Genomic DNA, 13805 nt, shown 5'->3' with positions numbered 1-13805 from the left:
GGGGCGTCCCCCCTACCCTCAAGACCAATAGGAGTCGCAGTTCAAGTATCGCTCACAGCCACCAACCACCATCACCGTGAGTTTACTGGCCCCCACCGCTTTCTCTCCGTTACCAAAGCATGACATTACGCAAAGGCGCAGATCGCATGCCCGGTTCATCCATTCTTTCCCGCCGCAAGCTTTTGGTCTTGGGCGCTGTTTCGCTGGTTGCTGTCGGATATGGCGCGTGGTCGTTCACGCATCCCGATATCGCGGACGGCGCGACGCGTATCAGCGTTGAGGATGCGCACCGCCTGGCCAGCGCAGGCGATCTGATCCTGATCGACATCCGCAGACCGGATGAATGGCAAAGCACCGGCATCGGGGAAGGCGCCCTGCCCCTGGACATGCGCCGCCCGGATTTCGTGTTGGCGCTTGAGGCCATCACTGAAGGTGACCGCGCCAGACCTGTCGCCGTCATCTGTGCGCGCGGCGTGCGGTCGGCGCGGCTGACCAAAGTACTGACCCAAGCGGGTTTCACCAATCTCATTGATGTGCCCGAAGGCATGCTGGGCTCATTTGCAGGACCCGGCTGGCTGGCCAAGGGCCTGCCCACGAATGCCCCGTCATGAGGGTTTTGGCTTGTCTCGCAGCCCTTTGCATCGGGTCCGCCGTCCAGGCTGGCTGCGCCGATGCGCCCGACCCTTGCGAGGTTGCCTCCGGCAGCTATCACATCGCCCTGCCCCAAACGCCCCGGAACGCGCCTGTCGCCCTGTTTCTGCATGGCGCCTTCAGCCATGGCGGCAATGTCATGCGCAACACCGCATTGATCCGTGCCTTTCAGGACCGCGGCTATGCCGTTCTGGCCCCGACAGCCCTGCCGCGCAGCCCTGACGCGCAAGGCGGTGTGTGGAATTTCTATCCCGGCTGGCCCGGCCGCGATGAACCTGCCTTTTTGCAAGACACACTGGACGATGCTGCCACACGCTTTGGCGTTTCACCGACGCGCGTGCTGCTGACGGGGTTTTCCGCCGGGGCCTTCATGGTCAGCTATCTGGCCTGTGACGAGCCCGACAGCTTTCCCGCCTACGCCCCCTTGGCCGGCGCGTTTTGGGAGCCGTTGCCGAAAACCTGCAAAGGCCCGGTCAAGCTGCACCAGACCCATGGCTGGCGCGACCAGACCGTGCCGATCGAAGGCCGCCCTTTGCGCAATGGCCAATGGATCCAAGGGGATGTCTTCGCCAGCCTGCAGATCTGGCGACGCGCCAATGATTGCCCGAACATGTCCCCCGATCTCTTTGAAACCAAAGGGGATTTCATGCAGCGCAGCTGGACCGACTGCGCACGGGACAGCGCGTTGGAATTTGCGCTGCATCCCGGCGGGCATATGATCCCGCCCGGTTGGGTCGATCTGGTCGTCGACTGGTTCGAGGCGCAGGTACCCTGATCACTCCGCCGGGTTTTGCGCCGCGCGGCCTTCCAGATAGGCTTTCAGCTCTGCCCGATAGTGGCGCGCGGCACGGATGATTTGCGGTTCGCGAAAGCTTTCAGCGGTTCCCATCAGCCGGGCCGTGACCGGCGCGCCGCTCAGCGCAGATAACGGGACCGCGCAGGCCAGGCTCAGCGCAATCGGGGCCAGCCACCACGTCACCAGACCGCTCAGAAGGCCCAGAACCAGCGCCGCCCCCGCAAAGGTCTCCAGCGCATGGGCGAGGATCAGCGCGCGCAAAGGATACCGCCCGCCGTCACGCGCCTGCGGCTCCCACCCGTTTTGCAGGCCTGTCAGGCTGCGGAACACAGCAATCATCTGCTGCACCATCAGGATCGGCGCATAGAGGATGGACAGCACAATTTCAGTCAGGGCGGATCCCGCCACGCGGGCCACACCACCCAGATCGGCATAGCGCAACCCGGTCAGGGGTAAAGCCAGAACGCCCAGCACCTTGGGGGCCAGAAGCATCGCATACATCATCAGCAGGATCAGCAGATGCCGCCCTTCCGTCATTTCCGGCCAGGTCGGCATCAAAGGGTTCTCGGGCGAGAAATAGGTCAGAACGCTCCCCTCCTCGCCGTTGCCGATCAGCGCCCAGATCACCAGCAGCACGAACCACAAGGGCGACAGCAGATACCCCATAGCGCCATGAAACAGGTGAAACCGGCTCATCGCGTGCAGGCCTTTCGACCGCAACAGCCCCAGATGCTGCAGGTTGCCCTGACACCAGCGCCGGTCGCGTTTGATATGGTCGGTCAGCGTCACGGGCGTTTCCTCGTAACTGCCCCGGATGCGTGGCAGGAACCGCACGCCCCAGCCCGCCCGCCGCAGAAGCGACGCTTCGACGAAATCATGGGACATGATCAGGCTGTCGCGGCCCGACCAGTGGCGCAGATGCGGCAGGCCGGCACAGGCGGCAAAAGCCTTGGTGCGCAGGATCGCGTTATGGCCCCAGTAATTCCCCTCCTGCCCCGACCAGCGCGCCAGCCCTTCGGCCAGCGCCATGCCGTAGACACCGTTGGCGAACTGCTGGGATCGCGCGAATACAGACTGCGCCCCGATCAGATGGGGATAGCTTTGGATCAGCCCCGCGGCGGGGTCAGCGGCCAGCGCATTGGCCAGCCGCGCAATGGCCTTGCCGGTCATCAGGCTGTCGGCATCCAGAACCAGCATGGCCGGGTAAGCCGCCCCCCAATTGCGCACCCAATCGGCGATATTGCCTACCTTGCGTTCGGTATTCTGCGCCCGGCGGCGATAGTAAAGCGTCAGGCCCGGCGACAGTGTGGCTTGCAGCGCCTGCACCGCTTCCTCTTCCTGCCGGGCGATGGCGGGATCGGTCGTGTCTGACAGAATGAACAGATCATAGCGATGCACCCCGCCCTGATCGCGCAGCTCCTCCAGCATGGCCGAGGCATTGCCCAGCACATACCAGGGTGGTTCATTGTGAACAGGCACCAGAAGCGCCACGTTCAGCGCGTCGGGACGGCGCTTGTCCAGGCGCGGACCTTTGCGCGCAAGCGCGGCCATGCCACTGAGTACTGTGAACAGTGTCAGGCTGATCCAGAAGAAATTGAAGGCAATCAGGGCGGTCAGGATCGCTTCCAGCGCGGTAAAGCCCTGTGCCTCGAACCAGCCCCACATTACGGCAAGAAGCGCCGCCGTCGACAAGACCGCTGGCCCGAAGGCCGCCAGCCGCCACAGCCGCGCGTCCCGCCCTGACCGCGCACCGGGTGCGGCCACGTCGCGATGGGCGCAGGCCAGATCCTGCACTGGCATCTCCAACGGAGCCTTGGGGGGCATCATCTGCGTGCTCATGTGGTCCACCGATACAGCCAGACTTCCGACGCCATTGCTCCGTCCTTACGCAGCTGGGCGCGCAGTTCCGCCAAATCTGCCTCTCCGGGGTCGAAACGAAAGCCCAGTCGCAGCCCGCCGGTTTCCGGGTTGCGTTGCAGGATGCCTTGCGTTGTCTCCACCTGTGCGGACTGGATATGGATGCTCAGCGCCTCGGGACCGTCGTCAAAGATCGGATGCGCCTCGAAATCGACGGTGACGATATTGCCCGGATTGAACGGGTCACGCCCCAGCCGCGTGTTGATCACGCGCGGCAGATCATTGGGCACCGGCGCGCCCTCCCCCCATGTCAGGCGATAGTCCAGCCGCAGCGCCTCTCCGGCGGGGGCCGGGTCGGCAGGCCGCCAATAGGCGACGATATTGTCATAGATCTCGCGATCCGTGGGGATCTCCACCAGCGTCACGGCCCCCCTGCCCCAATCGCCCTTGGGTTCCACCCAAAGCCCCGGGCGGCGGTGATAAAGCGCCTCAAGATCTGCGAAGTTCGACAACCGCCGCGCCCGCTGCATCAGGCCGAACCTGCGCGGCGCGTCATCGGCAAAGGCCGAGATCTGCAGCCGGCGCGGATTGGCCAGGGGCCGCCACAGCGCCTCTCCGGCCCCGTTCAGGATCATCAGACCGTCACTATCATGCACGGCGGGGCGGAAATCGTCGAACCGGTGGCGGTTCGTCTCGTCAAACTTGAACATCGAGGTCAGCGGCGCGATACCCACATGATCCAGATCGACCCGCGGAAAAAGCGTCGCCTCAACATCCATCACGCAGGACGCGCCGGGTGTGATGGTAAACCGATACGCGCCCGCCACGCTCGGGCTGTCCAGCAGCGCATGCAGCACCATATGCGTCTGTTCGGGCGCGGGCGCTTCCAGCCAGAACGCGATGAAATCGGGAAACTCCTCCCCCATCGGATCGCCCGTTTTCAGCGCCAGACCGCGCGCCGACAGGCCATAGATCTGCCCCTGCCCGATCGCCCGAAAGTAACTCGCGCCCTGAAAGACGGCGAATTCTTCCTTGATGCCGGGCTGATCGAACTCTGTCCGCAGCCGCAGCCCGGAATAGCCCAGGCTGTCATCTGTCGTCAGCGGCGGCACCTGGTCGGTTTTGTCGAACAGGTCAAAGTCAAACGGAAAGGGCTGTGCCTGCCCGTCCTCGACCGTGTTCACCTGAACGGGTCGCGGGAAATAAAGACCGGGATGGAAGAAATCCACATGAAACGGCCTGTCGGTCCCCGACCAAAGCGCATCGGCATGGCGAAACCAGATCTTGCGATACTGGTCATAGCTCAGGTTGATCCAATCGTCTGGCACAGTCGGGCGCGGGGTATATTCGCGCGCTGCCAGATCCCGCGCCTTCTCAACGACCACAGCATGGGAAAACCCTTCGCCTGCCTGAACAGGGGTAAAAGCCGCACTCAGGGGCAGCGCCCCAAGCCCTGCTAGAAAGGCCCTGCGCGAGATCATGCAGATTTCCTCCGCCAGGGCGTGGCTTTGAACCAGGCCACCGTATAGGCCACCACCGTCAGGATCGCGAACCCGATCAGATTGCCCGCAGACACGGTCCAGAGATTGCGCCCCACCTCGTCAAAAACGACGCCAATCAGACGCGCCAACGCCATCGACACCACGAAAACCGCCAGCGATTGCTGACCCACCTTGGTGATCCAGCGCAGCACGACCCGCCAGACCTCCGCCAAGACCCCCGACCCCGTTGCGATCAATCGCGATCCCCCCGGCCCCACGGCCACCCAGGCAACATAGGCCAGCGACAGAAAATGCATGTACCGCAAAACCCCGAACTCGGTCTTGTTGCGCAGCCCTTCGGTCATCCCCCATACCGGCCGGATCGCGGCGGCCAGATCCGGCCAGGCGGCGTTCAGCCAGGAAAACACCTTCCACGACCCGAACGGGGCCGAGAACACCACAAACCCCACGGCCAGCCATAGCAGAACCCGCGACACAGGAGGCGGACGCAGCCAGCCGCGCATAAACGCAAAGCCCGTGAAAAACAGCAGCTGCCAGCCGAACGGGTTGAAAAACCACTCCCGATCCGACCAGGGCTCGGCCGGAAGCGGCAGAGCACCCATATTCGCCGCCAGCCAAAGCGTCACAGACGCCGCCCCCGTCAGCCACAGGCTGACACCGGCCAGCGCCATGACCACGGGCATCATCGCCAGAATGACCAGATACATCGGCAGAATGTCGAAGTAGTTGGGCACGTAAGTCAGAGTGAACAGCCCGACGATATTGGTGACCGGATCATTGAAGAACGGCGTCAGATTCAGCGTGTTGATATAGGTCTTGTCGAAGGCCCCCGACAGATCCAGCGCCGCCAGATACATCGCCACAAAGAAAAAAAGGCCGATATGTGCCCAATAGACCTGCCAGCAGCGATACAGCACCCGCGCCGTTCCCAGCCACCAGCCCCCCCTTGCGTAAGAGCCGCCAAAGGCAATGGCCGACGCCATACCGGAACAGAACACAAAAATCTCGGTCGCATCGGAATAGCCAAAGCGCGCCGGGATCCAGTTGGTCCAGACATTGCCGGGGATATGCGCGACAAGAATGATATACATCGCGATGCCCCGGAAGAAATCCAGCCGGGGATCGCGCGTGGTCGCCGAGGGCGCCGCGCGGGCTGCCTGGGCCGGTGTTGCGAAATCCAAACTGGGTGTTGTGGTGGCCATATTGGGGCGTCTCGTCAGGCAGTTTGATGTTATTGCGCGGGGATCCGTGCGTCTTGCGCGATGCCACGGGCTGCGGCGATCAGATCGCGGCGCGCCGAGGAATACCCGTCATCCTGACCCGCGCGGCGGGCCTGGCGTTCATCCAGAATGCGCTGCGCGGCCTCCAGCCGTCCCGCGCGCAGGCCTGCGTCAATGGTCAGGCGTTCGAACACATCTCGCTGCGCGTGGCTGCCGCCCGCGCGCGGCATCGTGGCCCGCGCGGCGGCTAGGTGAGTGAAAGCCTTGCCATAATCGCCTTCGCCAAAAGCATGCAGTCCGGTCGCGGCGGCGATACCGGGATCGGCCATGCGATCGGTTACATCATTGGGCGTGCCCGCCGCATCGGCCTCCAACCGCGCCATCATCCTGGCAATCGCCTCCTCCCTGCCCCCACCGATCAGCGCCAGCAGGTAATGCAGATCGGCAAAGATCAGGCAGCCGTCCTCTGTGCGTTTTTCACACAACTCCGCCAGTTCTTCCCAGCGGTCGCCGACATCGACACCGTCCAACTCCAACCGGCTCAGAAGCGATGTCGCGTTCGAGATGTCGCGATAATCATCGGTCTTATCCGCACGGATCTGACTGTCATAAAGCTCCATCACCGCATCTATCTGGCCCAGATCCAGATGCATCAGCGCCTTGTGCCACCACACGTGATACCGGAAATTGTTGCAATGCGCCCAGGCGTTTTCCCGCCCGGCCAGCCAGTTAAGCCCGCCCGCCGCATCGCAGGTCATATCATAGACATGGGCCACCGCATGCAGACCCCAGGCATCGTCCTGCGCCATCCACAGCGCCTGACGCCCCGCGATCTCGGCGCGGGAGTAATCGCCGGTTTCCTCCAGCGCAAAGGCATGACAGCCCAGCAGATACCCTTTCGCCGCGTGATCGGGTCCGTAGGCCGGCAGAACCCGTTCGATCGACCGCCGCATGCCCGCCGCATCGCCCAGCACAAAGCGGATCGCATGCGACAGCTTCATGGCAAGCGGATCATCGGGATGGGCGCCCAGCACCTCTTCCATATCCGCCACGGATTGGCTGGGACGATTGTCCAAATAGGCCGCCAGAGCGTCGATGAATTTCCGCTCCCGCCAGCTGACGGCGCCCTGTGCCGCGATGGTCTGCGCGGTGTTCAGGGCCTCGGCGGCCGTTGGGTAAAGCTCTCTCCGGCCCAGCAGCAGATAAAACAATCCTTTGACCGCATGTCCCAGCGCGAAATCGGGTTCGGCGGTCAGGGTCGCGGCCAGATGCGTGGGCGTTGCGGCCCCATGGGCCAGGAAGGCCATCTGAGTCTGGTCCCAGGCGTGACGGGCCACTTCGGTCTCTAAGGTGGTGGTCTGACCAAAACAATCGTGACCCATCATACTCTCCGATTCTGAAAACTGGCCTGCGCCTTGTGTCTGCAATGATAGACACGCGCAGCAGGCGGCGGAGGATGGGGTCACGGTTTAGTGACAGGCCGTGTGATCACCCCTTACCTTTTCGTGAGCAAAGCGCCGAAAACCGGCATGTTTCAGCCACTTGGCTGAAACACTTCGCCCGATTATTCGGCAAAGGGATCGTCAGCTGACAGAACTGTTTCAGTATCGGCGCCGAAATGCGGCGGCCTCAGGCGATAACTGACCGGTGTTTGCGAGAATTTCAGAGGATTGCCGATCAGCCGCAGCGGCTCTGTCCCCTCGCGGGGCATGTCGATCTGCATGTCTCGCGCGGCCACCTGATCCGAGGCAAAGACCTGATCGATTGTCTGCACCGGCCCCACCGGCACTTTGGCCGCTTCCAGCGCTGCAACCACCTCTTCTGTACTGCGCGCGGCAAGGGCTGCTTGGATGTCGGGCAGCAGCGCCTCGCGATTGGCAAGCCGCGCGGGGTTCGTGGCAAAGCGCGGATCATCGGCCAGTCCTTCAAGGCCCAACGCCGCGCAAAAGCGCCGAAACTGCGTGTCATTGCCCACCGCGATCACCACATGGCCATCGGCGGTGGCGAAGCTGTCATAGGGCACGATATTGGGATGCGCATTGCCCCGGCGCTGCGGCAGTTGGCCTGAAGTGAGGTAATTGACCCCCTCATTGATCATCCAGGCGATCTGCGCATCGACCAACGCCAGTTCCACATATTGCCCCTGCCCCGTCTGGTCGCGATGGCGCAGCGCAGCCAGAATACCCACAGTGGCATACATCCCGCACATCACATCCGCGATGCCCACGCCCACCTTTAGCGGGCGGCCATCGGGCTCTCCGGTCAGGGACATGATCCCGCCAAAGCCTTGTGCCATCAGGTCATATCCGGGTTTGTCCCGATTGGGCCCGGTCTGCCCATAGCCCGAGATCGAACAATAAACGAGACCGGGACATTCATCCTTTAGACTGTCATAATCCAAACCGTATTTCGCCAGCCCGCCAGCCTTGAAATTCTCGATTAGGATATCGGCATGACCCGCCAGCCGCCGGATCACCGCCTGGCCCTGTGCCGTGGTGATATCCACCGCGACCGAGCGCTTGTTGCGATTGGACGACATGAAATAGGCCGACAGATCCCTATCCGCGCCGCTTTCATCCTTGGCAAATGGCGGCCCCCACGCGCGCGTATCATCCCCGCCCGTGGCCGGGTTTTCGATCTTCAGAACCGACGCCCCCAGATCGCCCAGCAATTGCGTACATGTCGGCCCCGCCAGGATCCGCGACAGATCCAGCACTTTCACACCGCTGAGCGGCCCCTCAGATGCGGCCATCATAGGCCCCCCGTTCAATCTCGGCCGCAATCACGGTGAAGGTCTCTGACCCCCGCGCCGCCTCCAGCGCGGCCCGCAACTCCTCGCGCGTGCGCACGGTCACGCCCTGCCCGCCAAAGGCCCGGCCCATCGCCGCGAAATCATGCCGGTCGAAATCCACCCCGCGATTGGTCATCTGCCGCTGACGCTGCTTCAGCTCGATCAGTGCGAGGCTCGCATCGACGAACACCACGAAAATCACCGGCACACCCAGCTCCCGCGCGGTGGCCAGCTCACCCGCCACCATCAGAAACCCGGCATCCCCGGAAAACGAGATCACAGGCCGGTCGGGCGCTGCCAGCTTCAGCCCGATCGCCAGGGGCACCGCACAGCCCATCGTGCAAAGGCCCGAGGATTGCACCAAAGACTTCGGCGCCTCACAGGCCCACATCTGGCTCAGAAGAATGCGATGCGCCCCGCTATCGGCGGTAGCCAGCGTGCCCGCAGGCATAACCGCGCGCGCCTCGGCGATCACGGCGGCAGGGCCCCAGATATCGTCCAGCGGGAAAGCCCCGGCCAAAGCCTTCTTCACCGCTACGACCTCATCTCCGGGCCAGGTCTGCACCCCTCTCAAGCCCTGCGCGAGCGCCTCCAGGCTGGCCCCGGTATCACCGATGATATTCAGCCCCGCTTGGTGCATGTAATGGTCATTCGCCACGGCGGCGATGTCGATCACGTTCTGTGTCGCGGGGTCCCAGATCTCTCGCCAGCCGGTGCGCATCTCGATCGGATCATAACCGATGCACAGGATCAGATCGGCTGACTGGATGAACGGCACCAGATGCCGGTCGGCCAGCGGCGACAGACCCGCGCCCCCCAGACACAGCGCATGGTCCTCATCCACCACACCCTTGGCCTTGTAGGTGGTGACAAAGGGGATCTGGAAGTGTTCAAGAAACGCCTGCACAACGGGGGCCGAGCCATCGCGAAGGATATCCAGGCCAAGGATCGCCACGGGCCGCCGTGCCCCGGCCAGCCAGTCGCGCGCCTTTGCCAGATCCGCCCCTGCCGGCGCAACGGCGCTGGACGGAGCCAGCCGCCGCCGGGCCCCTTCGGCCACGGGCGCACCGGCCACGGAAATCGGCACGTCGATATGCACCGGCCCCTGCCGCGGCGCCATGGCCAGGGACACCGCTTTGTCGGCAATCGTATCGGCCCCGCCGGGCGTCAGACGGAAACTGCCCTTGGTGATCGGCGCAAAGACGGCGGCGTGATCCAGCACCTGATGGGTGTAACTCAGTGCCTCATCGGCATCGACGCAGCCCGTCAGAACCATCAGGGGCACCCGGTCCTGGAGCGCATTGGCCACCACATTGACCCCGTTCATCGCACCGGGACCGACCGTCGCCACCAGAATGGCGGGCGCGCCATCCACGTGATGCACCCCTTCCGCCATGAAACCGGCGGCATTTTCGTGCTTGGCCAGATGAAAGGCGATCCCCGCCTTTTCCAGCGCATCCACAAGGGTCAGAACCTCGCCCCCGGGCATTCCAAAGGCGTGACGGCACCCCGCCTCGTAAAGCCGCTGGGCAAGAAGATCGGCGGCGCGCAAAGGCTGGGCTGTCATGTCGGGAAAACTCCGGGAACTGTGATTGCCCTACCCTATCGCCAAAGCGCGGGCGCGCTGCAAGATGGCTCACCGACCCGTGATGGTCAGTTGACGGCCATCTGCGCAATCGCATCAAAGCGCGCATCAAGCTGCGACGCCAGATCGCGCAACGCGTCGCCGCCCTCGTCCATGTAGGGGGCAAAGACAAAACTGGGGCGCTTGAAAGCCAGCGTCGCCGTGCCGTCCGTGCTCTCGGTTACATAAAAGCGGATGGGCGCCTCGATCATCGCAGCTGTGGACAGTGCCAGGATCTTCACGGCGAAATCATTGTTGAACACACCGATCACCCGGTTCCCCGGTATCGTGAGCCCCCGGCTGGCCGCGGCCTGCGTGGGTCCGGCCTGTGTCACCACACCCATCTGGTTGGCTGTGGTGGCCGCGATCACGTCTTCCACCAACTGGTCATACGTCTTGCTTGTCCCGATCACGGTCCAGCCGTCGCGGGGTTGGATCGTTTGCGCACTTAAAGGCGCGGCCAGGCAAAAAACGAAAAGAACGGTGAACAGACGACGCATAACAAGACCTCCCTTTTGGTTCTGCCTAGCGCCCTGATCTGCTCACCGTCCAATCAAGTCAGCGGGAGAATACCCGCAGCGAAACCCGTTCTTTTAGAAGAACGCCTGCAGCCCTGTCTGCGCGCGGCCCAGGATCAGCGCGTGCACGTCATGTGTGCCTTCATAGGTGTTCACAGTCTCAAGGTTCACCATGTGACGGATCACCTGAAACTCCAGACTGATACCGTTGCCGCCATGCATGTCCCGGCTCATCCGCGCGATATCCAGCGCCTTGCCGCAATTGTTGCGCTTGACGATAGAGATCATCTCGGGCGCGGCGTTCGCCTCGTCCATCAGGCGGCCGACTTGCAGCGACGCCTGCAGACCCAGGGTGATCTCGGTCTGCATATCGGCCAGTTTCTTCTGGAACAGCTGCGTCTGCGCCAGCGGCTTGTTGAACTGGTGACGGTCCAGACCGTATTGACGCGCGGCATGCCAGCAGAACTCGGCCGCGCCCAGCACGCCCCAGGAAATACCGTAACGCGCGCGGTTCAGACAGCCGAACGGCCCCTTCAGCCCCTCGACATGCGGCAGCAGAGCATCCTCGCCCACTTCCACACCGTCCATCACGATTTCCCCGGTGATCGAGGCACGCAGGCTCAGCTTGTTCTGGATCTTCGGCGCGCTCAGCCCGGTCATGCCTTTTTCCAGGATGAAGCCGCGAATGCGTCCGCCATGCTCTTCCGATTTGGCCCAGACGACGAAGACATCGGCGATCGGCGCGTTCGAAATCCACATTTTCGATCCGCTGATCTTATAGCCATTGGCGGTTTTCACAGCACGCGTCTTCATGCCCGCCGGGTCCGAGCCCGCATCCGGTTCGGTCAGTCCAAAGCAGCCGATCAGCTCGCCCGAAGCAAGGCCGGGCAGATACTTCTTGCGCTGCTCTTCGCTGCCATAGGCATAGATCGGATACATCACCAGGCTCGACTGCACGGACATCATCGACCGGTAACCGGAGTCCACGCGTTCGATTTCACGCGCGACCAGACCGTAGGACACATAGGTCGATCCCAGCCCGCCATATTCCTCGGGGATGGTCACGCCCAGAAGCCCCATGTCTCCCATCTCGCGGAAGATGCCGGCATCGGTTTCCTCATTCTCGAACGCCTTGGTCACGCGGGGCTGCAGTTTTTCCTGCGCAAAGCTGTGCGCGCTTTCGGCCATCATGCGTTCATCGTCGCTCAGCTGATCGGCCATCCGCAGCGGATCGGTCCAGTCGAACCGGCCCAGATCTGGGGCGTCCTTCGCTTTGAGGCTGGGCTTGGGAGAGCTTTGGATATTCATCGTCACATCCTTCTGTTGGGGGTTCGTTTTGTACAAATCGGGGTCGCGAAGACGTACAAAACGGTCAATTTGCGCGGAGCCTATCAAAACCGCGATCGGAAAAACATCGAGACTTTTGCAAAATGGTATGACAAAAGCTCATACATGATTGCACCACGCCGTTTCCTGCCCTCCATCGCCTCTCTCCGCGCGCTTGAAGCCGTGGACCGTTTGGGCAGCGCCTCTGCGGCGGCAGAGGAGTTGTCTTTGACGCAAGGCGCGATCAGCCGCCAATTGCAGGCGCTGGAAAAGCAGATGGGGCTGCAACTGGTCCTGCGCACCGGCAAAAAACTGACCCTGACAGACCCTGCCCGCGCCTATGCGGCCGAAACCCGCGCGGCGCTGCAGCAGATCGCGCAGGCCTCTCTCCGGCTGCAGTCGCAACCCACGGAAGGCAAGCTGAACCTGGCCATCCTGCCGGCCTTTGGCATGCGTTGGCTCATGCCGCGTTTGCCCGATTTTGCAAGGCGTTACCCGGATATCACGATCAATATGGGCACCGAACTGGTTCCCTTCGCCTTCGCTTCCCGCAGTTATGACGCGGCGCTGCATTACGGCACGGGCGACTGGCCGGGAACCGACAGGCTGCTCTTGCGGCATGAACGGATGATCCCTGTTTGCGCCCCGGATCTGGTGCGCGGGCCGGTGGGACCGGAAGATGTGCTGCGCTATCCGCTGATGCATATCCAGACCCGGCCCGATGCCTGGGCCGACTGGCTGCGCGTCCATGGGGTGGAAGCAGGCCAGATGCCGGACGGCACGATCTATGACCAATACGCAACCATCATCCAGGCCGCTCTCCACGGCCTCGGCATAGCCCTCATCCCCGATTACCTCGCCGAACAAGACCGCGCGGCGGGAAAACTGGTCAGTCCTTTCGGTGAGGCAGCAGAGGCGCGGGGGGCGTATTACCTGGTCTGGCCACGTGCACGTTCGGCGGATCCGGCGCTGCGGCAGTTTCGGGACTGGCTGGCCGGTCAGGCGCAGCCCGAAGACCCCCTGCCGCGCTAGTCCGTGTCAGGTGCAGTGACCGAAGTGCGATCCGCCTTGGGGCGGCTTTCATCAGGCCGTTCGCCCGTGACCAGATACACCACCTGTTCCGCGATCGAGGTCACGTGATCGCCCATCCGTTCGATGTTCTTGGCGATGAAATGCAGATGCATGCAGGCCGAGATTGACCGGGGGTCTTCCATCATGAAGGTCAGGTATTCGCGGAACAGGGCGTTATACATCTGATCCACTTCGGTATCGCGGTCGATAATGTCAGCGGCAAGTTCCGCGTCACGCTGCACATAGGCGTCCAGCGCATCCTTCAGCATCAGTTCAACTTCGCGCGCCATCCGTTTGAGAGCGTTGGTGTTTTCGTCAACTGGACGCATCTGAACCAGAACCGTGGTGCGCTTGGCCATGTTCTTGGCGTAATCCCCGATCCGCTCCAGATTGGCGCTGATCTTCATCACGCTGAGCACCAGCCGCAGGTCAATCGCCGTGGGCGCGCG

At 62.9% G+C, this 13805-nt stretch carries 12 protein-coding genes; 3 read left to right on the top strand and 9 right to left on the bottom strand.

Annotated features, from left to right (window positions below):
• The first annotated feature begins 146 nt into the window (after positions 1–146).
• Both TR61_RS18080 and TR61_RS18075 read left to right on the top strand, forming a co-directional pair.
• Complete coding sequence (locus TR61_RS18080; protein ID WP_050931929.1) at positions 147–611, top strand: rhodanese-like domain-containing protein; 465 nt, start codon at positions 147–149, stop codon at positions 609–611.
• Entirely contained in the window at positions 608–1426 is an 819-nt protein-coding gene (locus TR61_RS18075; protein WP_050931928.1) for a CE1 family esterase, read from the top strand. Before TR61_RS18080 ends, TR61_RS18075 begins: the two co-directional genes overlap by 4 nt.
• On the opposite strand, the gene mdoH is transcribed toward TR61_RS18075, so the two are convergent.
• The 8 genes from mdoH to TR61_RS18035 form a co-directional block, all read right to left on the bottom strand.
• Positions 1427–3286: a glucans biosynthesis glucosyltransferase MdoH gene (gene mdoH / locus TR61_RS18070; protein ID WP_050931927.1), complete on the bottom strand. Its 1860-nt coding sequence runs from the start codon at positions 3284–3286 to the stop codon at positions 1427–1429.
• The gene (locus TR61_RS18065; protein WP_425394228.1) at positions 3283–4791 is read right to left on the bottom strand and encodes an OpgD/OpgG family glucan biosynthesis protein; all 1509 of its coding nucleotides are present in this window, start codon (positions 4789–4791) and stop codon (positions 3283–3285) included. Before TR61_RS18065 ends, mdoH begins: the two co-directional genes overlap by 4 nt.
• Positions 4782–6008: an OpgC family protein gene (locus tag TR61_RS18060; RefSeq protein WP_050931925.1), complete on the bottom strand. Its 1227-nt coding sequence runs from the start codon at positions 6006–6008 to the stop codon at positions 4782–4784. The genes TR61_RS18065 and TR61_RS18060 overlap by 10 nt, the downstream gene beginning before the upstream one ends.
• Before the next feature lie 29 nt (positions 6009–6037).
• Positions 6038–7408 carry a tetratricopeptide repeat protein gene (locus TR61_RS18055; protein WP_050931932.1) on the bottom strand — a complete coding sequence of 457 codons (1371 nt, stop codon included), beginning with the start codon at positions 7406–7408 and terminating at the stop codon, positions 6038–6040.
• A 182-nt stretch (positions 7409–7590) separates the two neighbouring features.
• Positions 7591–8778, bottom strand: a complete 1188-nt coding sequence (locus TR61_RS18050; RefSeq protein WP_050931931.1) for a CaiB/BaiF CoA transferase family protein — start codon at positions 8776–8778, stop codon at positions 7591–7593.
• Entirely contained in the window at positions 8765–10384 is a 1620-nt protein-coding gene (locus TR61_RS18045) for a thiamine pyrophosphate-binding protein (protein ID WP_050931924.1), read from the bottom strand. Before TR61_RS18045 ends, TR61_RS18050 begins: the two co-directional genes overlap by 14 nt.
• Positions 10385–10470: 86 nt before the next feature.
• Positions 10471–10941: a DUF302 domain-containing protein gene (locus TR61_RS18040; RefSeq protein ID WP_050931923.1), complete on the bottom strand. Its 471-nt coding sequence runs from the start codon at positions 10939–10941 to the stop codon at positions 10471–10473.
• Between the two features lie 93 nt (positions 10942–11034).
• Entirely contained in the window at positions 11035–12267 is a 1233-nt protein-coding gene (locus TR61_RS18035; protein ID WP_050931922.1) for an acyl-CoA dehydrogenase, read from the bottom strand.
• A 144-nt stretch (positions 12268–12411) separates the two neighbouring features.
• Between TR61_RS18035 and TR61_RS18030 the strand changes: the two genes are divergently transcribed.
• Positions 12412–13317 (top strand): LysR substrate-binding domain-containing protein, encoded by a 906-nt coding sequence (locus tag TR61_RS18030; protein ID WP_050931930.1) that lies wholly within the window; start codon positions 12412–12414, stop codon positions 13315–13317.
• Here the strand turns inward: TR61_RS18030 and phoU are convergent.
• Positions 13314–13805: phosphate signaling complex protein PhoU (gene phoU, locus TR61_RS18025; RefSeq protein WP_050931921.1), on the bottom strand; the 492-nt coding region annotated here is incomplete at its 5' end. The genes TR61_RS18030 and phoU overlap by 4 nt on opposite strands.

The sequence above is a fragment of the Aestuariivita boseongensis genome (genome assembly GCF_001262635.1).
Classification (GTDB): Bacteria; Pseudomonadota; Alphaproteobacteria; order Rhodobacterales; family Rhodobacteraceae; genus Aestuariivita; species Aestuariivita boseongensis.
The sequence above is the reverse complement of the archived record's forward strand: the minus strand, read 5'-3'. Positions and strand labels throughout refer to the sequence as shown.

Bases quoted from the DNA above. Each gene is read 5' to 3' on its own strand.
- TR61_RS18030 (WP_050931930.1), top strand. From the start codon at position 12,412: ATGATTGCACCACGCCGTTTCCTGCCCTCCATCGCCTCTCTCCGCGCG.
- TR61_RS18075 (WP_050931928.1), top strand. From the start codon at position 608: ATGAGGGTTTTGGCTTGTCTCGCAGCCCTTTGCATCGGGTCCGCCGTC.
- TR61_RS18080 (WP_050931929.1), top strand. From the start codon at position 147: ATGCCCGGTTCATCCATTCTTTCCCGCCGCAAGCTTTTGGTCTTGGGC.
- TR61_RS18060 (WP_050931925.1), bottom strand. From the start codon at position 6,008: ATGGCCACCACAACACCCAGTTTGGATTTCGCAACACCGGCCCAGGCA.
- TR61_RS18040 (WP_050931923.1), bottom strand. From the start codon at position 10,941: ATGCGTCGTCTGTTCACCGTTCTTTTCGTTTTTTGCCTGGCCGCGCCT.
- TR61_RS18055 (WP_050931932.1), bottom strand. From the start codon at position 7,408: ATGGGTCACGATTGTTTTGGTCAGACCACCACCTTAGAGACCGAAGTG.
- TR61_RS18050 (WP_050931931.1), bottom strand. From the start codon at position 8,778: ATGGCCGCATCTGAGGGGCCGCTCAGCGGTGTGAAAGTGCTGGATCTG.
- mdoH (WP_050931927.1), bottom strand. From the start codon at position 3,286: ATGAGCACGCAGATGATGCCCCCCAAGGCTCCGTTGGAGATGCCAGTG.
- TR61_RS18045 (WP_050931924.1), bottom strand. From the start codon at position 10,384: ATGACAGCCCAGCCTTTGCGCGCCGCCGATCTTCTTGCCCAGCGGCTT.
- TR61_RS18035 (WP_050931922.1), bottom strand. From the start codon at position 12,267: ATGAATATCCAAAGCTCTCCCAAGCCCAGCCTCAAAGCGAAGGACGCC.